The sequence below is a fragment of the Bacillus sp. SYZHCR11 genome (genome assembly GCF_057196865.1).
In genome coordinates, this window is the sequence record NZ_JBXUND010000003.1 from 41,614 (window position 1) to 62,602 (window position 20,989).

The 20,989-nt window shown below is 47.3% G+C and carries 19 protein-coding genes and 1 other annotated feature; of the genes, 11 read left to right on the forward strand and 8 right to left on the reverse strand.

Features of this window, described 5'->3' with window-relative positions; all coding sequences use genetic code 11:
* Nucleotides 1-30: 30 nt before the first annotated feature.
* The 6 genes from AC2CGA_RS12025 to AC2CGA_RS12050 all read left to right on the forward strand — a co-directional run bounded on the left by AC2CGA_RS12025 (nucleotide 31) and on the right by AC2CGA_RS12050 (nucleotide 6,716).
* Nucleotides 31-726, forward strand: a complete 696-nt coding sequence (locus AC2CGA_RS12025; protein ID WP_052586455.1) for a response regulator transcription factor — start codon at nucleotides 31-33, stop codon at nucleotides 724-726.
* Complete coding sequence (locus AC2CGA_RS12030; protein ID WP_015387827.1) at nucleotides 719-1,723, forward strand: sensor histidine kinase; 1,005 nt, start codon at nucleotides 719-721, stop codon at nucleotides 1,721-1,723. The genes AC2CGA_RS12025 and AC2CGA_RS12030 overlap by 8 nt, the downstream gene beginning before the upstream one ends.
* 102 nt (nucleotides 1,724-1,825) lie before the next feature.
* Entirely contained in the window at nucleotides 1,826-2,581 is a 756-nt protein-coding gene (locus AC2CGA_RS12035; RefSeq protein WP_015387828.1) for an ABC transporter ATP-binding protein, read from the forward strand.
* The gene (locus AC2CGA_RS12040; protein WP_003152291.1) at nucleotides 2,578-4,518 is read left to right on the forward strand and encodes an FtsX-like permease family protein; all 1,941 of its coding nucleotides are present in this window, start codon (nucleotides 2,578-2,580) and stop codon (nucleotides 4,516-4,518) included. The genes AC2CGA_RS12035 and AC2CGA_RS12040 overlap by 4 nt, the downstream gene beginning before the upstream one ends.
* A 107-nt stretch (nucleotides 4,519-4,625) precedes the next feature.
* On the forward strand, nucleotides 4,626-5,336 hold the full coding sequence (locus tag AC2CGA_RS12045) for a YwaF family protein (RefSeq protein ID WP_015387829.1): 711 nt from the start codon (nucleotides 4,626-4,628) through the stop codon (nucleotides 5,334-5,336).
* Between the two features lie 195 nt (nucleotides 5,337-5,531).
* Nucleotides 5,532-6,716 carry an MDR family MFS transporter gene (locus AC2CGA_RS12050; protein ID WP_003152293.1) on the forward strand — a complete coding sequence of 395 codons (1,185 nt, stop codon included), beginning with the start codon at nucleotides 5,532-5,534 and terminating at the stop codon, nucleotides 6,714-6,716.
* A gap of 40 nt (nucleotides 6,717-6,756) precedes the next feature.
* On the opposite strand, the gene ytvA is transcribed toward AC2CGA_RS12050, so the two are convergent.
* Complete coding sequence (ytvA, locus tag AC2CGA_RS12055; protein WP_003152294.1) at nucleotides 6,757-7,542, reverse strand: YtvA family blue-light photoreceptor; 786 nt, start codon at nucleotides 7,540-7,542, stop codon at nucleotides 6,757-6,759.
* 389 nt (nucleotides 7,543-7,931) lie between these two features.
* On the opposite strand from ytvA, the gene AC2CGA_RS12060 reads away from it, so the two are divergent.
* The 4 genes from AC2CGA_RS12060 to AC2CGA_RS12075 all read left to right on the forward strand — a co-directional run bounded on the left by AC2CGA_RS12060 (nucleotide 7,932) and on the right by AC2CGA_RS12075 (nucleotide 12,096).
* Nucleotides 7,932-8,267, forward strand: coding sequence for a DUF4257 domain-containing protein (locus tag AC2CGA_RS12060; protein ID WP_015418038.1), 336 nt, complete (start codon nucleotides 7,932-7,934; stop codon nucleotides 8,265-8,267).
* Nucleotides 8,268-8,369: 102 nt separating this feature from the next.
* Nucleotides 8,370-8,583: a binding site (T-box leader), on the forward strand.
* A gap of 109 nt (nucleotides 8,584-8,692) precedes the next feature.
* Complete coding sequence (gene leuS / locus AC2CGA_RS12065) at nucleotides 8,693-11,107, forward strand: leucine--tRNA ligase (protein ID WP_003152297.1); 2,415 nt, start codon at nucleotides 8,693-8,695, stop codon at nucleotides 11,105-11,107.
* A 116-nt stretch (nucleotides 11,108-11,223) separates the two neighbouring features.
* Nucleotides 11,224-11,535, forward strand: a complete 312-nt coding sequence (locus AC2CGA_RS12070) for a rhodanese-like domain-containing protein (RefSeq protein WP_003152299.1) — start codon at nucleotides 11,224-11,226, stop codon at nucleotides 11,533-11,535.
* A gap of 84 nt (nucleotides 11,536-11,619) precedes the next feature.
* Nucleotides 11,620-12,096: a GNAT family N-acetyltransferase gene (locus AC2CGA_RS12075; protein WP_207625464.1), complete on the forward strand. Its 477-nt coding sequence runs from the start codon at nucleotides 11,620-11,622 to the stop codon at nucleotides 12,094-12,096.
* Nucleotides 12,097-12,132: 36 nt separating this feature from the next.
* Here AC2CGA_RS12075 and melA read toward each other — a convergent pair whose 3' ends face one another.
* From melA to AC2CGA_RS12100, 5 genes are read right to left on the reverse strand one after another with little or no spacing between them, the layout of a single operon-like run.
* Nucleotides 12,133-13,431, reverse strand: coding sequence for an alpha-galactosidase MelA (melA, locus tag AC2CGA_RS12080; RefSeq protein ID WP_003152304.1), 1,299 nt, complete (start codon nucleotides 13,429-13,431; stop codon nucleotides 12,133-12,135).
* A 22-nt stretch (nucleotides 13,432-13,453) separates the two neighbouring features.
* Nucleotides 13,454-14,275: a carbohydrate ABC transporter permease gene (locus AC2CGA_RS12085; RefSeq protein ID WP_003152305.1), complete on the reverse strand. Its 822-nt coding sequence runs from the start codon at nucleotides 14,273-14,275 to the stop codon at nucleotides 13,454-13,456.
* Nucleotides 14,272-15,186, reverse strand: coding sequence for a carbohydrate ABC transporter permease (locus AC2CGA_RS12090; RefSeq protein WP_003152306.1), 915 nt, complete (start codon nucleotides 15,184-15,186; stop codon nucleotides 14,272-14,274). The genes AC2CGA_RS12085 and AC2CGA_RS12090 overlap by 4 nt, the downstream gene beginning before the upstream one ends.
* Nucleotides 15,183-16,460: an ABC transporter substrate-binding protein gene (locus AC2CGA_RS12095; RefSeq protein ID WP_048368210.1), complete on the reverse strand. Its 1,278-nt coding sequence runs from the start codon at nucleotides 16,458-16,460 to the stop codon at nucleotides 15,183-15,185. Before AC2CGA_RS12095 ends, AC2CGA_RS12090 begins: the two co-directional genes overlap by 4 nt.
* Nucleotides 16,461-16,501: 41 nt before the next feature.
* Nucleotides 16,502-17,527 carry a LacI family DNA-binding transcriptional regulator gene (locus tag AC2CGA_RS12100; protein WP_046559987.1) on the reverse strand — a complete coding sequence of 342 codons (1,026 nt, stop codon included), beginning with the start codon at nucleotides 17,525-17,527 and terminating at the stop codon, nucleotides 16,502-16,504.
* Between the two features lie 200 nt (nucleotides 17,528-17,727).
* Between AC2CGA_RS12100 and AC2CGA_RS12105 the strand changes: the two genes are divergently transcribed.
* Nucleotides 17,728-17,910, forward strand: a complete 183-nt coding sequence (locus tag AC2CGA_RS12105) for a sporulation protein Cse60 (protein ID WP_003152309.1) — start codon at nucleotides 17,728-17,730, stop codon at nucleotides 17,908-17,910.
* 35 nt (nucleotides 17,911-17,945) lie between these two features.
* Here the strand turns inward: AC2CGA_RS12105 and opuD are convergent, their stop codons facing one another.
* Nucleotides 17,946-19,481: a glycine betaine transporter OpuD gene (gene opuD, locus AC2CGA_RS12110; protein ID WP_003152310.1), complete on the reverse strand. Its 1,536-nt coding sequence runs from the start codon at nucleotides 19,479-19,481 to the stop codon at nucleotides 17,946-17,948.
* Between the two features lie 177 nt (nucleotides 19,482-19,658).
* On the reverse strand, nucleotides 19,659-20,924 hold the full coding sequence (locus AC2CGA_RS12115) for a BaiN/RdsA family NAD(P)/FAD-dependent oxidoreductase (protein WP_003152311.1): 1,266 nt from the start codon (nucleotides 20,922-20,924) through the stop codon (nucleotides 19,659-19,661).
* Between the last annotated feature and the right edge of the window lie 65 nt (nucleotides 20,925-20,989).

Consider the following 20,989-nt stretch of genomic DNA (forward strand, 5'->3'; position numbering starts at 1 on the left):
TCCTCTATCTATCAGAAAAGGGCGGATACCATGTTTCACATTTTGTTAATAGAAGATGATAACACTTTGTTTCACGAGATGAAGGAGAGATTAACGGGCTGGTCATTTGCGGTGCACGGAATAAAGGATTTCAGCCGGGTCATCCGGGAGTTTACTGAAATTAAGCCTGATTTGGTGATCATTGATGTACAGCTGCCGAAATTTGACGGCTTTCATTGGTGCAGAATGATACGCTCCCAATCAAACGTGCCGATTCTCTTTTTGTCCTCGCGCGATCATCCCGCGGATATGGTCATGTCGATGCAGCTCGGGGCAGATGATTTTATTCAGAAGCCTTTTCACTTTGATGTGTTAATCGCGAAAATACAGGCGGTGTTCCGCCGTGTGCACCAATACGGCACAGAACCGGCGCTGATGAAAAGATGGTGCGGGGCGGTCATTGACACAGAAACCAACACGGTCAGCTGTAAAAACGGTTCGGTCGAACTGACCAAAAACGAAATGCTGATCTTAAAACTGCTGGCTGAGCAGAAAAATAAAATCGTCAGCCGGGAAGAACTCATCAGAAGCCTATGGAATGATGAGCGTTTCGTCAGTGATAATACGCTGACGGTGAATGTCAACCGGCTGCGGAAAAAACTCGATCAATTAGGCATCGGGAAAATGATTGAAACCAAGGTGGGGCAGGGATACATCGCAAAGGAAGAAGACGGTCTTTATGATTAAATCATTTCTGCTCGAAAGAAAAAGCTGGATCGCGATGTTTCTTTTGCAGCAGGCTGTGCTCCTTTTTGCGGCATATATTGATCCGTCTATTCCGTTTTTTTCGGTGCTGTATTTTGTTTACCTGTCGCTTCTTGTGTTTCTTGTATTTCTCTTGTTCCGCTATCGTAAAGAGACCGCCTATTATAAAAGCTTAAGAGAGTGGGACGCCAATTTAGACATGTCTTATCTTAAAGCGCCTGACAGTCCGTTTGAGTCTATCGTTGAAGAAAGCATTGAAGGGCAGACAGAGCAATTACGAAAAAGCTCACTTGATCTTCAGGCGGCGTCAGAGCATGAAAAGGATGATCTGATGTCATGGATTCACGAGGTCAAAACACCGCTGACAGCGATGCATCTCATGATCGAACGCCTTGATGAACAGCCGCTGAAAGCCCCTTTGCTGTATGAATGGCTGCGGATTCACCATCTCCTGGACCAGCAGCTTCATCAGAAACGATTGTCCTTTATTGAAAATGATTTATCATTCCAGCGCATTCAGCTCAGACCGCTCGTTTTCAAAGAAATTAAAAACCTGCAATCATGGTGCATACAAAAAGGGATCGGGTTTGACATTCAGCTTGATTCGCCGGACGTTCACAGTGACGGAAAATGGCTTTCCTTCATCATCAGGCAGCTGTTAAGCAATGCCGTCAAATACAGTGAAGCGGATGACATTACCGTAAAAAGCTATGAACAAAACGGCCGGGTGCATGTCGATATCGAAGACCGCGGCATCGGCATCGAGCCCAAAGATCTTCCGCGCATTTTTGAAAAAGGATTTACCTCGACGCGAATGAGGCGAGATCACGCGTCAACGGGGATGGGCCTGTATTTGGCTCAAAAAGCCGCGGCTCCGCTTCTCATCCAGATCAGCGTGCGCTCTGAGCCGGAAAGCGGCACGGTTTTTACCTTGGTGTTTCCAAAACAGAACGATGCCGTCAGCATGTTCAGCGTGTGACAAAAGTGTCACATGCTTTTCTCTTTTGTTCGCTTAATCAAACGAAAAAAACGGCTTCTGTTTTTAAAATAAAGATAACCAATGTAAAAGGAGAATCATAACGTGATGATTTTAGAAGCAGGCAATATCCAAAAAAGCTACGGAAACAAGCTGAATAAACAAGAGGTGCTGAAAGGAATTGATCTTCAGATTCACAAAGGGGAATTCGTCAGCATTATGGGCCCGTCAGGATCAGGGAAAACGACCCTTTTGAATGTGCTTTCCTCCATTGATAAAGTGAGCGCGGGCACCATAAAACTGAATGAGACGGAGATTACATCCATGAAAGAAAAACAGCTTGCCGAATTCAGAAAACGGCATCTCGGCTTTATTTTTCAGGATTATAATTTATTGGACACGCTGACCGTGAAGGAAAACATACTCCTGCCGTTATCCATTACGAAAATGTCTAAGAAAGAGGCGGACCTGCGATTTGCCGAGACGGCAGAGGAGCTTGGGATCTATGATTTGAGACATAAGTATCCGAGTGAAATTTCCGGCGGACAAAAACAGCGGACGTCTGCCGCAAGAGCTGTTATTCACGAGCCGGGCATTATTTTTGCTGATGAGCCGACCGGAGCGCTCGATTCAAAGGCTGCCACGGATTTATTGAATAAACTCAGCCGCCTGAATCAAAAACGCCGCGCCACCATTGTGATGGTGACGCATGATCCGGTTGCCGCCAGCTATTCCGGACGTGTGGTTTTCATTAAAGACGGCCGTGTGTATACGCAGCTGAATAAAGGCGGTCAGGACAGACCGGACTTTTTTCAGGATATTATGAAAACGCAAAGTGTATTGGGCGGGGTTCAGGCATGAGTATTCATCATTTGATCTTCCAGAACCTGAAAAAGAATATGAAAAACTATTATCTTTACGTTTTTGCGCTGGTGTTCAGCGCCGCCCTTTATTTCGCGTTTGTCACGATGCAATACGATCCGGCGCTTGATGAAATGAAAAGCTCCATAAAAGGAGCGGCGGCAATCCGGGCCGCCTCTGTACTGCTTGTGGCGATCGTGTCGGTATTTCTTTTATACGCCAACACCATTTTTATTAAACGGCGCGGCCGGGAAATCGGCTTATTCCGATTAATCGGGATGACGAAAATGCACATTTTCCGCATACTCAGCGCAGAAAATTTCATTTTGTATTTCGGATCGATTTGGATCGGTATTTTCGCCGGCTTTTCCCTCTCGAAATTATGTATGATGATGCTGTTTCATACAGTCGGTGTGAAAGCCTCTGTCTCACTGTTTTTTTCAAGCAAGGCGCTCGTTCAGACGTTAATTGTGTTCGGGGCAATTTACGTGCTGATTATGATGATGAATTACTTATTTATTAAACGGCAAAGCATTTTGTCTTTATTTAAAACCGCGTCATCGTCAGAAAGCGGCATAAGACGGCTTTCTTGGGTGCAGATGTTGATCGGCGTTGTCGGTATTGCGGCCATTATCGCCGGCTATGCCGTGTCCGCGGATTTATTCGGAGGCAGTTTTACGAGCATGAATGAACTGTTTTCGGCCATGGTGTTTATTCTCGGCTCGGTCATTATCGGAACCTATCTGTTTTATAAAGGTTCGGTCAGCTTTCTGGCAAATCTCATCCGGAAATCAAAAGGCGGGTATCTGAATGTCAGTGAAGTGCTGTCTTTGTCATCCATCATGTTCCGGATGAAGTCAAACGCCGTATTGCTGACGATTATTACGACTCTTTCGGCGCTGGCAATCGGTTTGCTGTCTTTAAGCTATATCTCGTACTACTCCGCGGAAAAATCGGCTGAGCAAAATACAGCCGCGGACTTTGCGTTTGATAACCAAAAGGAGACTGACTCTTTTACCGCCTTATTGAAGAAAAACGGAATTGAACACAAAGTAAAAACAATCAAGACCATTCAAGCCGGTGTCAATATGAAGAACATTATAAACGGCGACATGAAAAGCTTTCAACAAGACCCGTCCAGCCTGGCGCTGCCGATTATAAGCGAGAAAGACGCAGAAGGGACGGAGCTTTCTGACGGAGAAGCCGTGTTTACCGGATATAATGATATGATGAAAAGATTCCTCGACCTGAAAACGTCGGGTTCCATTGATATAAACGGCAAAACGGATAAAATACCGCTGGCGTATAAGGGCTTGAAGAACGACTTCCTCCTGTCATATACATTTACAAGCGGAGGGTTGCCGACCGTTATCGTCACGCAGCAGGTATTCGACCGGATCGAGAAAGATATCGACCCGTCCATCCAGGGAAAATCAAATCGGTTTTTCGGCATTACACTCAAACGAGAAGAGGACATCCAAAAAGCTGATGGTCTGTTTCAGGCGCAGCACTATTCAGACGGTGCGCTTTCACAATTTGAAACGGCTGACACGCAAAAGAAAAACATGGGGCTGATCATGTTTATTGTCGGGTTTTTAGGATTAACCTTTCTGATCACCTCAGGCTGTATCCTTTATTTTAAACAAATGGGCGAGTGTGAGGATGAGAAGGCTGATTATACGATATTGCGGAAGCTCGGCTTCACAACGGGAGATCTGCTGAAAGGCATCCGCCGGAAGCAGGCGTATCATTTCGGCATTCCGCTCGTTCTCGGGCTGTTCCACAGCTATTTTGCCGTTCAGTCAGGATGGTTTTTATTCGGAACGGAAGTGTGGACGCCGATGATCATCGTCATGGCGCTGTATACGCTGCTGTACTCCATCTTCGGCATGCTGTCGGTGCTGTATTATAAAAAGGTCATTCAATCCGCCTTGTAAAACAAGTTGAGGAGCCTCCGCATAAGCGGAGGCTTTTTTTGTATGAATAGAAGAAAGCGATTTTTAAAAGAATAGACATACGTCATTTTTTCGCGCGGGGGAGCCTTATGCAGAAGTATTTTCAATTGAAATCTGAAACAGGGGCCTTTCATCTTTTTTCCAAGGAACACATTTTCACATTGTTGATCATCGGGTTGCTGGGGGCGGGCGTGATCGTATTCCGGAAAAAGCTCAACCAGAGCCGCATGATCCGCTATGTACTATTCATTCTCCTTGCCGTGTCGCAGATCAGCTATCATATATGGCTGCTTTGTCATCATGCCTGGTCGCTGAAAACAGCTCTGCCGCTGCAGCTGAGCGACCTTTCCGTCTATTTGGCGATGCTGATGGTCATGACAAAAAGCAAAAAGCTATTCGCCTTCCTCTATTTTGCCGGTTTGGGCAGCGCCGTACAGGCGATGGCAACACCTGATTTAGGGGCGTATTCTTTCCCGCATTTTCGGTACATCGTGTTTTTCGTCTCCCACGGCTGTGTTTTTCTTACCTGTCTATTCATGGCCGCTTCAGAAAGGTACAGGCCGTCGGCGCGCGGGCTGTGGGTGTCGGTGCTGATCGTAAATCTGTACGGGGCGTGTGTCTTTTTTATTGATCGTGTGCTGAATGCAAATTATCTATATTTAATGAAAAAACCGAAGACCGCTTCGCTTCTGAATGTTTTCGGACCTTGGCCGTGGTATCTTCTATCAATGGAAGCGGCGGTGATATTGAGCTTCTTCATTCTGTATATTCCGTTTTGGCTGCTGAGGAAAAGAGCATGAAGCCGGCCTGTTTTTGCGAATCCAATCATTTGTAATTTTTTCAACATTCCGGCATTATTTTTTTCAGATTCTGATGTTGAAAAAAGACGTCCGCGGCGATAGAATGAATGTGCTATGATAACGTGATCGATACGGAGCCGCGGCTTGCGGTTTCCGTTTTTTCATGGGGTTTTTTATAGAGAGAGGGGGATCGGTATGCCGCGCGCTTTGAAGATATTAATCATCGGAATGTTTATCAATGTGACGGGCGCATCTTTTTTGTGGCCGCTGAATACGATCTATATTCATAATCATTTAGGGAAATCGCTGACTGTTGCGGGGATTGTTCTGATGCTGAATTCCGGGGCCAGTGTGGCGGGGAATTTATGCGGCGGATTTTTGTTTGATAAAATCGGCGGATTCAAATCCATTATGCTGGGCATTATGATCACATTGGCAAGTCTTCTCGGACTCGTTCTGTTTCACCAATGGCCCGTTTATATTTGGCTGCTCATCATTGTCGGCTTCGGTTCCGGTATCGTGTTTCCGGCCAGTTACGCCATGGCGGGAGCGGTATGGAAAGAAGGCGGGCGGAGAGCTTTTAATGCGATTTATGTAGCTCAGAACGCAGGTGTCGCCGTGGGCTCGGCACTCGGCGGGATGGTTGCGGCGTACTCGTTTACGTACGTGTTTTTAGCCAATGCTTTGCTGTATGTGCTGTTTTTCCTTATCGTATTTTTCGGGTTTCGAAATATCAAAACCGGAAATGCGAGCCAGGTTTCTGTTCTGGACTACGAGCCTGTCAGCAGCAGAACGAAATTTACGGCGCTTCTCATATTGAGCGGCGGGTATGTTCTCGGGTGGATTGCCTATTCGCAGTGGTCCACAACCGTTGCGTCACATACTCAAAGCATCGGTATGCCGCTTTCATTATACAGTGTGCTCTGGACCGTAAACGGAATATTAATTGTCGCCGGACAGCCTCTCATAGGAGCTGTTCTGAAAAAATGGTCCGGCGCGTTAAAAACGCAGATGGTCATCGGCTTTTGTATTTTTATCGTTTCGTTCGGCGTGCTTCTTAGCGCCAAGCAATTTCCGATGTACCTCACCGCAATGGTGATTTTAACCGTCGGAGAAATGCTTGTCTGGCCTGCCGTTCCTACCATTGCCAATCAGCTTGCGCCTAAGGGGAAAGAAGGGTTTTACCAAGGATTCGTCAACAGTGCGGCGACGGGCGGCAGAATGATCGGGCCGCTCCTTGGCGGCGTGCTGGTTGATCAGTACGGCATGAGCGTGCTGCTGTTGATCCTGATGGTGCTTCTTGTTGTCAGCATCGCAGCGACGGTGCTGTACGACAAACGCCTGAAAACCGTTAATAAACAAAACATCCAAGTGCGATGACGACATAAAAAATCCCGCTGTTTCGGCGGGATTTTTTTGTTTATACGACCGGAAGCACGTTGACGGCGTCCTTAACGTTTAAATACGTCTTTAATGAAGAAAAGCTGGCATCAAGCTGATTCATTCTCATGGCGAGGGAAGGCTTGATCCCGGTGATAATCAGTTCTGTGCCGATTAATTTAAGCAGGTGATGCAATTTGAAAATCTGGTCTGCCGTCTGTTCGTTTACCTCGGCCAAACCTGATAAGTCTATAATTAAGTAATCATCTTTAGATGCGGTTAATATGTCCGTCAAAGTTGTCACAATTGAATCAAATCGTTCTTCCGTTAAGTTTCCCACTAACGGCAAGGCGGAGATGCCGTTTCGGATCGGAACAATCGGTGTTGACAGCGTCGTGATTTCTGTGAGGGAATCCTCCAGGAGCTTTTCGTATTCTTTCTGCTCTGTAATGTCTTTTTGAAAACCGACAAAATAGAGCTTGTCTTCAACATACAGAGGATCAATGTTGAGTTCATTCCAAAACGGGGTGCCGTCTTTTTTGACATTTTTCAGCCGCACCGTGATCTTTTCTTTCTGGTTTAAGCTCTTTCTTATTTTCGCGACTTGTTGACGGTCGGTTTCTTTGCTTTGCAGAAATCTGCAGTTCTTACCTAATATCTCTTCGGAAGCGTAGCCTGTCATATCCATAAATCCCTGATTTGTATATATGATGGGATTGTCCTCAAGAGAGGGGTCTGTAATCACCACGCCGATGCGTGCGTGATCAAGCGCCTTTTTGATAAGCTCCAGCTGCTCCAGTTTTCCGGATACATTTGAGTCAGCCATGTAAAACCCCCTTTTGGCCGTAAAGCTGCGCGCTTTTTTCAGCCGTTGTTTCTCCCCTTTTTAAATGAATCTACAGTAACCGTAGCATAACATATGTTCTGATTCAAGCAGCCGAAGTTTGCAATTTGTCATTCGGGCTTGTCCTCATATACACTGAATATATAAGGGGAAGGCACATCATCGCTAAGTAAGTGACTAGGTCATTGTCACTGGGTGAAAAATGAATCTAATGCATCAAGCTTACCGATCATGTGTTCACATATAATGGAAGAAACAAGCTTTTTACTTTCCTGCTCAATCGCCGGTATGTAGATATCGAAAATCATCGTATTCGTAAGGGGGCTGGATGGCCTGAAGTCGCTTTACTAAATAAGGGCTTTAGGAAGGTGATGAAGATGCTGCATCAGGTAATAATTGCTTGTGTAATTGGAGGCATCATGGGGGTTCTCGGTCATGTGAAAAAGAGAGGCAGGCTGGAGAAACCCAGAATGACAAAGCGGTTTATCTATCTCGGTTTTTTGGAAGATGGTTTTATCGGAATGGCTGCTTCCATCTTACTTGTCTTATCCGCTGACCCCGATTCAGGAATTCAACTCGTCATCTTATCCATAATCGCAGGCTACGGCGGAGAAGCTGTTCTCAGGAGTTTTGATTTTGTCAGAGAACAAAACAGTGATTCGGCCGAAGCAAAACCACACCAGCAAAAAAATCCTCCATCAAAATAATATCCCCGCTCACGACCCGTTCCGGGTACATTCCCATTGTATACAAACCTGCTTGCACTTATGAACAGAATTCTATAAAATACAGGTAAGATTACGGTAGCGATAAGAACAGTGAAGAGGAGCAGTAAGAAGCAGATTTCGCACTCAGAGAGTTGACGGCCGGTGCAAGTCAATCAAGTCTGTTTCCGAACTCGCCTCAGAGTTGCAGCGGCAAAACCGCTGACGCATAACTGCGTTAAAAGTATCAAGTGAGTGCGGCTTAAAACCGCGCTAACGAGGGTGGTACCGCGGGAAACAAAAATCTCTCGTCCCTTTTAGGGATGAGGGAGTTTTTTTTAGTTTTAGAATAATCTGAATATAATCTTCCTCATCCCGTCAATACTTGGACTACATACGCCGTATTCAATCAGAAGGAGGTTTTTACGTTGAGTTTTCAGCACGAAAAAATAGAAAAGAAATGGCAGAATTACTGGTTGGATCATAAAACGTTCGCCGTCAGTGAAGAGAATGACAAGCCGAAGTTTTACGCGCTTGACATGTTTCCGTATCCTTCAGGAGCCGGCCTTCATGTCGGACATCCGGAAGGCTATACGGCAACCGATATCCTTTCTCGCATGAGACGCATGCAAGGGTACAATGTGCTTCATCCGATGGGATGGGACGCGTTCGGGCTTCCTGCCGAGCAATACGCGCTTGACACGGGGAATGATCCGGCTGAGTTCACAAAACAAAATATAGATAATTTCCGCCGCCAGATCCAATCACTCGGATTTTCTTATGATTGGGATCGTGAAATCAATACGACTGATCCGGACTATTACAAGTGGACGCAGTGGATCTTCACCAAGCTGTACGAAAAAGGGCTCGCATACGTAGACGAAGTGCCGGTCAACTGGTGCCCGGCGCTCGGAACGGTGCTTGCGAACGAAGAAGTCATTGACGGCAAAAGCGAGCGGGGCGGCCATCCGGTTGAACGCCGCCCGATGAGACAATGGATGCTGAAAATCACCGCTTATGCAGACAGGCTTCTTGAAGATTTAGAAGAACTTGACTGGCCGGAAAGCATTAAAGACATGCAGCGCAACTGGATCGGACGCTCAGAAGGCGCAAACGTGCATTTCGCGATCGACGGCACTGATGACACGTTTACGGTGTTTACGACAAGACCGGACACGCTGTTCGGCGCGGCTTATGCCGTACTGGCTCCTGAGCATGAGCTTGTGGAGGCCATCACGACGCCTGAACAAAAAGAAGCGGTAGACGCTTATGTTAAAGAAGTTCAGGCGAAAAGTGACCTGGAACGGACGGATCTTGCGAAAACAAAAACGGGCGTCTTCACAGGTGCATATGCCGTAAACCCTGCAAACGGGGAAAAGCTGCCGATCTGGATAGCGGATTATGTCCTCGCCTCTTACGGAACGGGCGCTGTAATGGCCGTGCCGGCGCATGACGAACGTGATTTTGAATTCGCCAAAGTGTTCAGCCTGCCTGTCAAAGAAGTCGTAAAAGGCGGAAACACGGAAGAAGAAGCGTACACGGGAGACGGAGAACATGTCAATTCCGGCTTTCTGAACGGACTGAATAAAGCGGAAGCGATTGAAAAAATGATCGCCTGGCTTGAAGAAACGAAAAACGGTGAGAAAAAAGTGACATACCGTCTGCGTGATTGGCTGTTCAGCCGCCAGCGCTATTGGGGCGAGCCGATTCCGGTCATTCATTGGGAAGACGGCACGTCAACAGCCGTTCCGGCGGAAGAGCTGCCGCTGATTCTGCCGAAAACCGATGAGATCAAACCGAGCGGAACAGGTGAATCACCGCTTGCCAACATTAAAGAGTGGGTGGAAGTCACTGATCCTGAAACGGGCAGAAAAGGCAGAAGAGAAACGAACACGATGCCGCAATGGGCGGGAAGCTGCTGGTATTTCCTCCGCTTTATCGACCCGAAAAATCCGGATCAGCTCGCTTCACCTGAGAAACTGGATAAATGGTTGCCCGTTGATATTTACATCGGAGGAGCGGAGCATGCCGTGCTTCACCTTCTGTACGCTCGTTTCTGGCATAAATTCCTCTATGATATCGGTGTCGTGCCGACGAAAGAACCGTTCCAAAAGCTGTATAACCAAGGGATGATTCTCGGGGAAAACAATGAAAAAATGAGTAAATCCCGCGGAAACGTCGTCAATCCGGATGAAATTGTGGCGTCTCACGGAGCAGATACGCTTCGCCTGTACGAAATGTTTATGGGGCCGCTTGACGCATCTATCGCCTGGTCTGAATCAGGCCTTGACGGAGCGCGCCGCTTCCTTGACCGCGTATGGCGTTTGTTTATCGAGGAAAACGGCGAACTGACGGGTAAAGTGACAGAAGGCGCGGGCGAAACTCTTGAGCGCGTCTATCATGAAACGGTCATGAAAGTGACAGAAAACTTCGAAGCCCTTCGTTTTAACACGGGCATTTCTCAGCTGATGGTGTTCATTAATGAAGCTTACAAAGCGAATGAACTGCCGAGAGAATATATCGAAGGTTTTGTGAAGCTGCTTTCTCCTGTTGCGCCGCATTTGGCGGAAGAACTGTGGGAAAAACTCGGCCACGAAGGTTCGATTGCATACGAGGCTTGGCCTGCTTATGACGAATCAAAACTGGTGGACGATGAAGTGGAAATCGTCGTCCAGCTGAACGGAAAAGTAAAAGCGAAATTAATGGTTCCGGCTGATGCTGATAAAGCAGCGTTAGAACAGCTCGCACAAGCTGACGAAAAAGTAAAAGAGCAGCTTGAAGGAAAAACGATCCGAAAAATTATTGCCGTACCGGGCAAGCTTGTCAATATCGTGGCAAACTGACCGGACGAAGCCCCTCTCCTACAGAGAGGGGCTTTTTTATCAGGCCTCTATCATAGAAATTGCACCGCGGGCTTTGGTATACTTAACACCATAAAGATGAATGGGAGTGTCACACATTGAAAATAAATGAAATCAGCACAGCCGCACTGGAAGAAAAATTAAAAGCGGGAGAAGAGCTGTATCTGATTGATGTCAGAGAAGACGAAGAAGTTGCCGAAGGAATGATTCCGGAGGCCGTTCATATCCGCATGGGGGACATCCCTGAGAAGATGGATGCGTTAGACAAGGATAAGGAATATGTATTTATCTGCCGTTCCGGAAAAAGAAGCATGAACGTTTGTATGTATTTACATGAGCAGGGCTTCCGTACAGTTAATGTTGAAGGCGGCATGCTGGAGTGGGAAGGCGAAACAAAGCCGAAGAAATAACGCTTTGAAGTGAAAGAAGAAAAGGGACGTGCGTCTTTTTCTTCTTTTTTTATAAAAAAACGGGAGGCGAATCAGGTGAAACCGATGATCCGCGCGATGAAAACAAACGATATCAAACAGGTCCGGCAAGTCGCAGAACGCAGCTGGCATCATACGTATGAAGGGATTATTCCCAGACACATTCAGGATCAGTTTCTCGAATCCGCCTATCAGGATGAGATGATGGAACGCCGGCTCTTGCATTCTTTGTTCTTTGTGGCGGAAGAAGAGGGGCGAGTGCTCGGTTTTGCAAATGCCACCCCGGTTCAAAAAGACGGAAATACGGAGCTGACCGCCATCTATATTGATCCGGATTGCCAGGGAAGCGGGATAGGCACGGCACTTCTTAAAGAATGCATCAGGCAGTCCGGCGGGGTAAAAAAGCTTTATGTCCATGCAGAAAAAGAGAACCGCATCGCCTTATCCTTTTATCAAGCGAAAGGGTTTCAAAGGGTATGTGAATTTGAAGAGGATTTTAAAGGACACACCTTACAGACGGTCAAACTGGTGCTGAACATATAAAAGCGTCCGGCCCGCCCGGGACCGGATCGCGAATGATCAGTGATAAGCCGGAAGCCGGTCTTTGTGCGCTTCAAATAAGTCATCGCACAAAGAGATGATGTCATTCATGGAAAGCTCGGCGCTCGTATGCGGATCAAGCATGGCCGCTTGATATACGGCTTCCTTTTTTAATGTAACGGCCGCTTCGATGGTTAAAAGCTGTGTGTTGATGTTTGTTCTGTTGAGCGCCGCGAGCTGCTCCGGAAGTTCGCCGGAATAGCACGGCATAATTTGGTTTTTAACGGCGGCGCACGGCACTTCAACGACCGCTTTCGCCGGCAGATTCGGTATCAGCCCGGTATTCAGCACATTGCCGCCGAATGTGAACGGACGGCCCGTCTCCATCGCTTCTATAATTCTCGAACCGTATTCTTTCGAGCGTTCATGCGTCAGGTTTTGGTTGTTGATGATCCCGTCTCTCATCGTTTCCCAGTTTTTGATTTGTTCCGCGCATCTCCTCGGATATTCATCAAGCGGAATTTGGAGTTCATCTATCAGCTCCGGATACCGGCTTTTTATAAAATACGGATGATATTCGGCATTATGCTCAGATGATTCCGTCACGTAGCAGCCGAATTTATCCATCAGCTCAAACCGCACCATGTCCTTATGTTTCGTCTTTTGTTTTTCGCGTGCCCGTCTTTTAATTTCCGGATATAAATCAATTCCGTCTTTTTTAATCTCCAAAAGCCAAGCCATATGGTTGATGCCGGCAATGCGTTCTTCCGTACCTTCGTGATCCATGCCGAGTGAGTCGAACAGATCTTTGGTACAGACCTGGACGCTGTGGCACAGGCCGACCGTTTTGACATTTGTATGTCTGAGCATCGCTCCGGTCAGAGAGGCCATCGGATTTGTATAGTTTAACAGCCACGCATCCGGGCAGACCTCTTCCATGTCTTTTGCAATGTCAAATAAAACGGGGATGGTGCGGAGGGAACGGAAAATGCCGCCTATTCCGACGGTATCGGCAATCGTCTGGCGGAGACCGTACCGCTTCGGGATGTCAAAGTCAATGACCGTCGCGGGTTTATAGCCTCCGACCTGAATGGCGTTTATCACATAGCCGGCGTGTGTAAGCGCCTGTTTTCGGTCATCGTAGGAGATGATGGATATACTCGGATTGTAGCGGTCTCTCATGTTTTCCAGCATGAGCTGAGATTCTTTCAGCCGTACAGCGTCAATATCATAAAGCGCGAATTCAAATCCGTTTAATGCTTCAGTCAGTAAACAGTCCCCCAATACATTTTTTGCGAAAATCGTGCTCCCCGCTCCGATAAACGTAATTTTCTTCAACAGAAATTCCTCCCTTTTCTTCTCAGCCTTTGACCGCCCCGGAGGACAGCCCTGAGATAAAATATTTTTGAAGTGCCAAAAACAATACGACCATCGGCAGCATCGCCATAATTGCGGCTGCGGCGACTAAGTGAAGATTGTTCGCGTTTTCGCCGAAGAACCCCGCCATGGCCACGGTCAATGTCTGCACCTTTTGATCTTGTAAAAAGAAAATCGCAAATTGGTAATCGTTCCAGATAAACACGCAGGAAATAATGCAGACCGTTGCGGTAATCGGTTTCAACAAAGGAAACACGATTGTATAAAAAGTCCTGATCAATCCCGCGCCGTCCATCCTGGCGGCTTCCTCAAGTTCTTTCGGAATGGAAGAGCGGATAAACCCTGAATATAAGAAAACGGTCAGCGGCATATATGCAGCCGTATTAATGAGAATGGCTGCGGCATGCGTATTGACCAGCCCCGCATCAGCGACCATTTTGTATAAAGGAACCATGGAAGTCAAAGGCGGGATGATCATGATTGAAATCAAAAGGCCGAAGACGATTTTGTTCAGCTTTGTATTTCTTCTAGCGAGCGGGTATGCGGCAAGCGAACCCATGAAAATTAGCAAGGCGGCGGAAACGGCTGTAATAATGATCGTGTTCAGAAAGGATTGCCCGAGAGAGGCACGCTCCCATGCTTCACGAAAATTCTGAAATGAAAAGGCGGAGGGCAGCGACCATTTTGAACTGTAGTCTCCTTTTGCTTTTAATGACGTGGTCAGCAAAATATAAAAGGGGACAATATGAACGCACGAGATAACGGCGGCCAACAGCGTAAAAATCCGCATTCGGGCTGTTTTCATGACATTTCCGTCTCCTTTCGCTTGAAATACACGAGAGCCGAAAAGCTGATGACAAGAATAATGACGGACATAAATACGCCTTGGGCGGCGGCATATCCCGCATCCTGCCGTTTAAAATATAAATCATACATAAACGTCGACATCGATTGAGAGGAATTGCCCGGCCCGCCTGCGGTCAGCGCGAAAATGACATCAAACAGCTTCAGCCCGCCGATGATATTGATGACCATGTTGATGGTGACAGCCGGCATCAATAATGGCAGGGTGATGGTGAAAAACGGCTGAAGACCTCCCGCGCCATCCATTTTTGCAGCTTCATAATAATCTTTCGGAATGCTTTGCAGCCCCGCCAAATATACAATCATCGCAATGCCTGCGTATTGATACGTGTTAATCATGACGATAATCCACGGGTTTGCCGCAGGGCTTGCCAAGGCGTTGACAGGACCGATTCCCAGTGCGCCCAGTACATCATTCAGCGCACCCCCGTCATATGAGAAAATAAAATACCAAATGTATCCCATAATCAGCGGACTGATAATGACGGGCAGGTAGACGATCGTTCTTGTGAGCGCCTTCATTTTTAAGCTCTGATTCAAAAGCAGCGCATATAAAAGTCCGAGCATATTCTGAAAAAAAGTGCTTCCGATGCCGTAAAGCAAAGTGTTTTTCACAATAAGCCACGTGTCCGGATCTGTAAAAAGCCTTTTATATTGAGTGACCCCCACCCATTGATACGTCTGTGAGAAGCCGTTCCAGTTTGTGAATGTGATAAAAGCGCCTTTGACAAAGGGAAAAATCATGAAAATAAAAACCGTGGCAAGAGCGGGAACGTACATCCACCACAGTGACGCGGGTTTTACCGGCTTTTGATGCTGAAATCCTTGGGTTTCTCTTGCAAGATCACTCATTCTTTGTCAGCTCCTTGTGAATCAGATTGAAGACGGAGCCGCTTATATTCCCTGCCGAGTTTCGCCGAAATTTCCGCGGGGGTTAAGATATCGGCCGTCAGCTCCTGCCCGGCTGTCCCCATCACATCCCACATTCCGTTCGGCAAATAAAGGCGGTCAAAATAAGGCTGCACCTTAATATGCTGATAGCGCTTATAGTCATTTGCGTAGAAAATGTCCGTTTGCACATTCACTAATCCGGCCGGAAGCGAGGTCGCTTCGGCAATTGATTTCGCATGCTCGGGACGGGCCATAAATGCGATGAACTGTTTCGCTTCTTCAAGCCGCGGGGAATCCTTGAATGCCGCCAGCGTGTAACGTTCGCCTCCGATCCAAACCGGCGCGTCTCCCTTGTGGACGGCCGGGGTCGGTATGATGCCGACTTTTACCTTCGGATTGATTTGAGCGACGTCTTGGCCGAGGGTGCCGCCCTGCAGCGTAAAGGCGATTTTGTTTTGCGCCATCAGTTCAATGAGCTGGGACCGTTTTGCCGTCACGGCATCTATATTGAGCAGGCTTTCCTTTTGCATCTCTTTCAGTTTGTCAGATAAATAGGTGAAGTGTGTCCAGCGGAAGGTTCCGTTTAACAGCTGTTTTTTGTAACGGTGTGCGGGATCTGTGATGAGAAGCGGTGCGGCGAATTGATCGTAATATTGGGCAAATGAGCTTTTCTCATAGCCGGCAAACCAGAAGGGGGTGACTGTTCCGCCGCTTTTTTCTTTAATCTGTCTCAGTGCCTTCATAAAATCATCCATTGTTTCCGGCGGTTTGATTCTGTATTTTTCCAACATTGTGCGGTTGTAGGCCAGTCCGTCCTTTGCCTGATTCAGAGGGAAGGCGTATATTCTGCCTTTGGCGTCTTTGAGCATGCTGTTTAAATTCGGATCGAGCCGCTTCGTCCAAGACATGCCGCTGAGGTCGGCGGTATATTCTCCGTAGCGGATTTTAGCCCAGCCGTGTGTGTCGAAAAGATCGGGCATGTCACCGGCTGCCATTCTGACCCTCATCATATTTTCGTAGTCATTGCCTGGGAAATGAACGTTTACTTGAATGTCCGGATGTTCTTTTTGGAATGAATCAGCCAACTTTCTGAATACGGCGCGTTCGCTGTCTGAGGATATTGTGGAATAGACTGTCAATGTTTTCTGCTTTTCTCCGGCGCCGCTCTGTTCTGCCGAGCAGCCGGGAAGTATCATGCAAGTAAAAGAAAGAAACAAAGCCAGTAAGCGTTTCATCTTTTCCTCCTTTAAATATGATATAAACGCTGCGGGACATGTCACCTCCTTTCTTGTGAGCCGCAGCTTTGTCTGACAATCAATGAAGTGGGGAGCGTCACGGCCAGCGGGACGGTTCTGCCGCTTAAACGGTCGAGAAGCAATTTGACACCCGTCCGGCCCATCTCTTCCGTGTATACTTTTACCGTTGATAACGGCGTGCTGGCGTATTCTGCCTCATCAATTCCGTTGAAGCTGACAATTGCCGTATCGCGCGGGACTTGAAGGCCGGCTTCCTGCAAGGCTTTTAAAGCGCCGACAGCCATCGAATCACTTGCGATAAAAAAGGCATCGGGGAGACTTCCGCCTTTGATGGCTTCATTCATCAGCCGGAACCCTTCGTGCATGCTGTATTCGCCGATCAGTACATGCTCCGGCCCGGCGCCGGCCATTTGTAAGAAAGCGGTCAGACGCTTATCCTCAATCGTTTTATTGCTGTTTACACCGTCTATGACGGTATGCTCCCGCTCCCGGCCGCCGATATAACCGAGCCGCTGATAACCGAGCGACAGAAGATGTTCGATCGCCTTCTGTGCTGCGGCATAAAAATCCACGCTGACGGAATCGTAGCGGGCGGGATCGGGGGTGCCGTTAACAAATACCGCGTGCCTGAAAGCGGCGCTGATATTCGTAAGCGCCTCGTCTTGCAGGCTGCCGATTACGATCACGCCGTCCAGTTCGTGAAACATATGCTCTTGAAAAGAACCGAGATGGATAGAAGATGTGATAAAAACTTTTTGCCGAAAGCATTCTTCCTCAATGCCTTTTCGGATCGCTGAAAAATAAGGATCCTGCCGTTCTTCTTCCGGTGACAGGCAGCTGACAACGCCGATCAGGGGCGCTGAATCGCTGCGGCTGCGGTTCTTCCGTTTTTTTGCCGACGGCTGATAGCCCAGCTCATCGGCGATCCTCAGAACTTTTTCTCTTGTTTCATCAGTCACGGCCAAAGAGTCATCCTTATTCAAAATTCTCGATACTGTCGCGCTGGATACAGATGCCTGTAAGGCAATATCTTTGAGACGGACCATTTCGCATCTCCTTTTTACTAAATATTTACTAAACAGAAATGACCTGGTTATTATTAAAATGATATTATCATATATTAGTAAGCGTTTTCAATAACTATTTTTGGTTACTTTTAGTAAAAATCAGTAAAAAAGAAAATCTGTTTTTCTCTATCATATTTCAATTGAACCGGAATAAATTGATAGAGAAAGGAGAGGGTGATGTGCTGAAGATAGCTGTTTTTGATGAGGAGCATGAAAAGGATCTGCAGACAGAAGTCAATACATTTTTAAAGGGGATTTCTGATGAACAGCTCGTTGATATTAAATATACGGTAGCGGCGGCCTGTGATCCTGAAGGTGAGCAGCTTTATTGTTTTTCCGCTCTCATTTTATACCGAAAATAAAAAAGCCCGGATGAAATACCGGGCTTTTTTATGCATTATGCTTTTTTGACGCGGGGACTTCTCGGTTTTTGGTATTTCTCCGCTTGTTTGATTCCTTTTCTTTCGCTCGCTAATGACTTGTACAGAGACACGATCATCAGAAGGATCACGACTGAAAACGGAACCGCGGCGAGAATAGCCGTATTTTGCAGTGCGGCCAGACCGCCGGAATATAATAATACAGCTGCCACGGCGGACTGGATGACGCCCCAGATGATTTTCACCCGGTTTGACGGGTCCAAAGAGCCGTAAGACGTTTGCATTCCAAGCACAAATGTCGCTGAATCCGCTGATGTAATAAAGAATACAGCAATCAGAATAAGCGTTAATACGGATGTCACCATTGTCAGCGGATAGTGGCTGAGTGCGCCGAACAGCATCGTATCCGTTGACATTCCCGCGACATTGAATACGCCTTTCTGCTGAAGATCCATCGCGGATACACCGAAAATCGCAAACCATAAGAAAGCCAATATACAAGGTGTCACCAACACCCCGATTAAAAATTCCCGGATCGTCCGGCCCCTTGATACACGGGCGATAAAAATGCCGACAAACGGCGACCAGGATATCCACCAGGCCCAATAGAAAATGGTCCAGCTGTTAATCCATTCGCGTTTTTGGGGATCATTCGGAGACAAGCGAAAGCTCATCTGCACGATATTTTGGATGTATTGGCCGATAGAATCGGTAAATGAGTTCATAATCAGCACCGTCGGGCCTGCAATGAGCATAAAGATCATTAAAATACCCGCGAGCGCCATGTTGGTATTGCTTAAGTATTTAATCCCTTTGCCGATTCCGCTCCACGCAGAAATCAAAAATAACACGGTCACGACAGCGATCAGGATAAGCTGAATGGAAAATGTTTTCGGAATGCCGAATAAATAATGCAGACCGCCGTTGATCTGAGTCGCTCCGAGCCCTAAGCTTGTCGCCACACCGACAACGGTCGCAAACACCGCGATACAGTCAATTGCTTTGCCGATCGGGCCGTTTACTTTATCGCCCAAAAGCGGTGTCAGAGTGCTGCTGATCAAACCGGGCGCGTCTTTTCTGAATTGAAAATAAGCGATACATAAAGCGACGACCGCATAGATGGCCCAAGCGTGCAGCCCCCAGTGGAAAAACGTGTACCGGAGCGCATCACGAAATGCTTGGGGTGTTTCTGTTTCACCTGAGGGAGAGCTGATGGCGTAATGGCTGATCGGTTCCGCAGCCCCGTAAAATACCAAACCGATTCCCATGCCCGCGCTGAAAAGCATGGCAAACCATGATAATAAGCCGAATTCCGGTTTTTCCCCGGGTTTTCCGAGTTTTATTGTGCCGATCGGACTCACAATGAGAAAGAGACAGAAACCGACAAATATAGAAACGACCAGCAGATAATACCAGCCGAAAGAATCCGTAATAAATTTTTGTGCCGTATCAGTGACTTGCTGCAGGCTGTCAGGAGAAATGGCCCCCCATAAAACCGCAGCTGCTGTGATGACAATCACAATCCAAAAAACACTGGAGATGTTCTTCTTCAAACGTTCTCACCCTCTGACTATTTTTTTCAATACGCCATTTTTTTAGTATGGTCGCACGATTGCAGATCATTCCTTTCTTCCTGTTCCCTCAATCAGGTGAAACAAAACGCAGAAAACTGTATCATGTTTTTGGTCAATTATCAACGGGGACGCTCAGGTAAATGCGCTTTAAACCATTTACAGCGAGCGTGAGAAACGTCCTGCATTCAAACCGGCGAGACGCCCCGTGACAAAGGCTGAAGTGATATTGTAGCCCCCGGTATAACCGTGAATGTCGAGTATTTCTCCGCAAAAATATAAGCCTTCCATTTTTTTAGACGCCATTTGTTTCGGCTCAATCTCTTTTACGGAAACACCTCCGCCTGTGACAAACGCTTTGTCCAAAGAAAGCGTTCCGTCAGCGGCAACCGTAAATTGTTTGCAGTCTTTGACAAAAGCCCTGAATTGATCCTTCGGCAGTTCCGTAAAGCTTGTCTGCGGATCAAGACCGTTCCGTTCCAGAAGAAAAAGCAGATACCGTTCCTGCATCCACGGCTTCAGTGCGTTTTTGAGCGCTTTTTTCGGTGCGTCTTTCAGTTCCTTGTGCATCTTTTGAAATAACTCTTCCTCGTTGATGCCGGGAAACAGATCGATGCGTAATTTGACATCGGGCTGCTTTTTCAGTTCTTTGACGACAAACTGGCTGCAGCGGAGAATGGCGGGGCCTGACAAGCCGAAATGGGTAAACAGCATGTCCATCACGTGTGTGACAATAGGTTTGCCTTTTTTATTCAGGACGCTGACGGCCGCGTTTCTAAGGGACAGCCCCTGAAGTGTTTTTTGTTTAATAAACGGTTCTGACGACGTAACCGGCACTTCCGTCGGAAAGAGTTCGGTCACGGTATGACCGGCCGCTTCCGCCCATGCATAGCCGTCTCCGGTGCTGCCGGTATGCGGGACTGATTTTCCGCCGACCGCGATAATGACGGCGTCTGCGTTAATGTGTTCGTCATTGTTTGTCGTAATGCCCGCTGTCCTGCCGTTCTCGTACCGCACCTCTTTGATTTTTTCATTTGTGCGGATGGTGACATTCAGTTGTTTTAATCGGTTCAAAAGCGCATCGACAACGCTTTGCGCTTTGTCCGTCACCGGGAACATGCGCCCGTGGTCTTCTTCTTTCAGCTGAATGCCGAGTTTTTCAAAAAAGGCGATGATATCTTCATTATTAAATTCGGAAAACGCGCTGTATAAAAAGCGGCCGTTGCCGGGGATGTGTTTAATGATTTCTTCAACAGGGAGGCGGTTGGTCACGTTGCAGCGCCCGCCGCCGGAAATCGCCAGCTTCCGTCCCAGCTTGTTTCCTTTATCGATTAATAATACGTCCGCCCCTTCTTCGCCTGCCGCAATCGCAGCCATTAAACCGGACGGGCCGCCGCCGATTACAATTACGTCATAATGTTTCATATTTCATCAACAACTTTCTTTTTCACGTATAATAGGCGGAAATGTCCGCTTCCTGCTATTATAGC

Excerpts from the sequence above, each read along its gene's own strand:
- AC2CGA_RS12025 (WP_052586455.1), top strand. The coding sequence starts at position 31 with ATGTTTCACATTTTGTTAATAGAAGATGATAACACTTTGTTTCACGAG.
- AC2CGA_RS12030 (WP_015387827.1), top strand. The coding sequence starts at position 719 with ATGATTAAATCATTTCTGCTCGAAAGAAAAAGCTGGATCGCGATGTTT.
- AC2CGA_RS12040 (WP_003152291.1), top strand. The coding sequence starts at position 2,578 with ATGAGTATTCATCATTTGATCTTCCAGAACCTGAAAAAGAATATGAAA.
- AC2CGA_RS12045 (WP_015387829.1), top strand. The coding sequence starts at position 4,626 with ATGCAGAAGTATTTTCAATTGAAATCTGAAACAGGGGCCTTTCATCTT.
- AC2CGA_RS12050 (WP_003152293.1), top strand. The coding sequence starts at position 5,532 with ATGCCGCGCGCTTTGAAGATATTAATCATCGGAATGTTTATCAATGTG.
- ytvA (WP_003152294.1), bottom strand. The coding sequence starts at position 7,542 with ATGGCTGACTCAAATGTATCCGGAAAACTGGAGCAGCTGGAGCTTATC.
- AC2CGA_RS12060 (WP_015418038.1), top strand. The coding sequence starts at position 7,932 with ATGAAGATGCTGCATCAGGTAATAATTGCTTGTGTAATTGGAGGCATC.
- AC2CGA_RS12075 (WP_207625464.1), top strand. The coding sequence starts at position 11,620 with ATGATCCGCGCGATGAAAACAAACGATATCAAACAGGTCCGGCAAGTC.
- AC2CGA_RS12085 (WP_003152305.1), bottom strand. The coding sequence starts at position 14,275 with ATGAAAACAGCCCGAATGCGGATTTTTACGCTGTTGGCCGCCGTTATC.
- AC2CGA_RS12090 (WP_003152306.1), bottom strand. The coding sequence starts at position 15,186 with ATGAGTGATCTTGCAAGAGAAACCCAAGGATTTCAGCATCAAAAGCCG.
- AC2CGA_RS12095 (WP_048368210.1), bottom strand. The coding sequence starts at position 16,460 with ATGAAACGCTTACTGGCTTTGTTTCTTTCTTTTACTTGCATGATACTT.
- AC2CGA_RS12100 (WP_046559987.1), bottom strand. The coding sequence starts at position 17,527 with ATGGTCCGTCTCAAAGATATTGCCTTACAGGCATCTGTATCCAGCGCG.
- AC2CGA_RS12115 (WP_003152311.1), bottom strand. The coding sequence starts at position 20,924 with ATGAAACATTATGACGTAATTGTAATCGGCGGCGGCCCGTCCGGTTTA.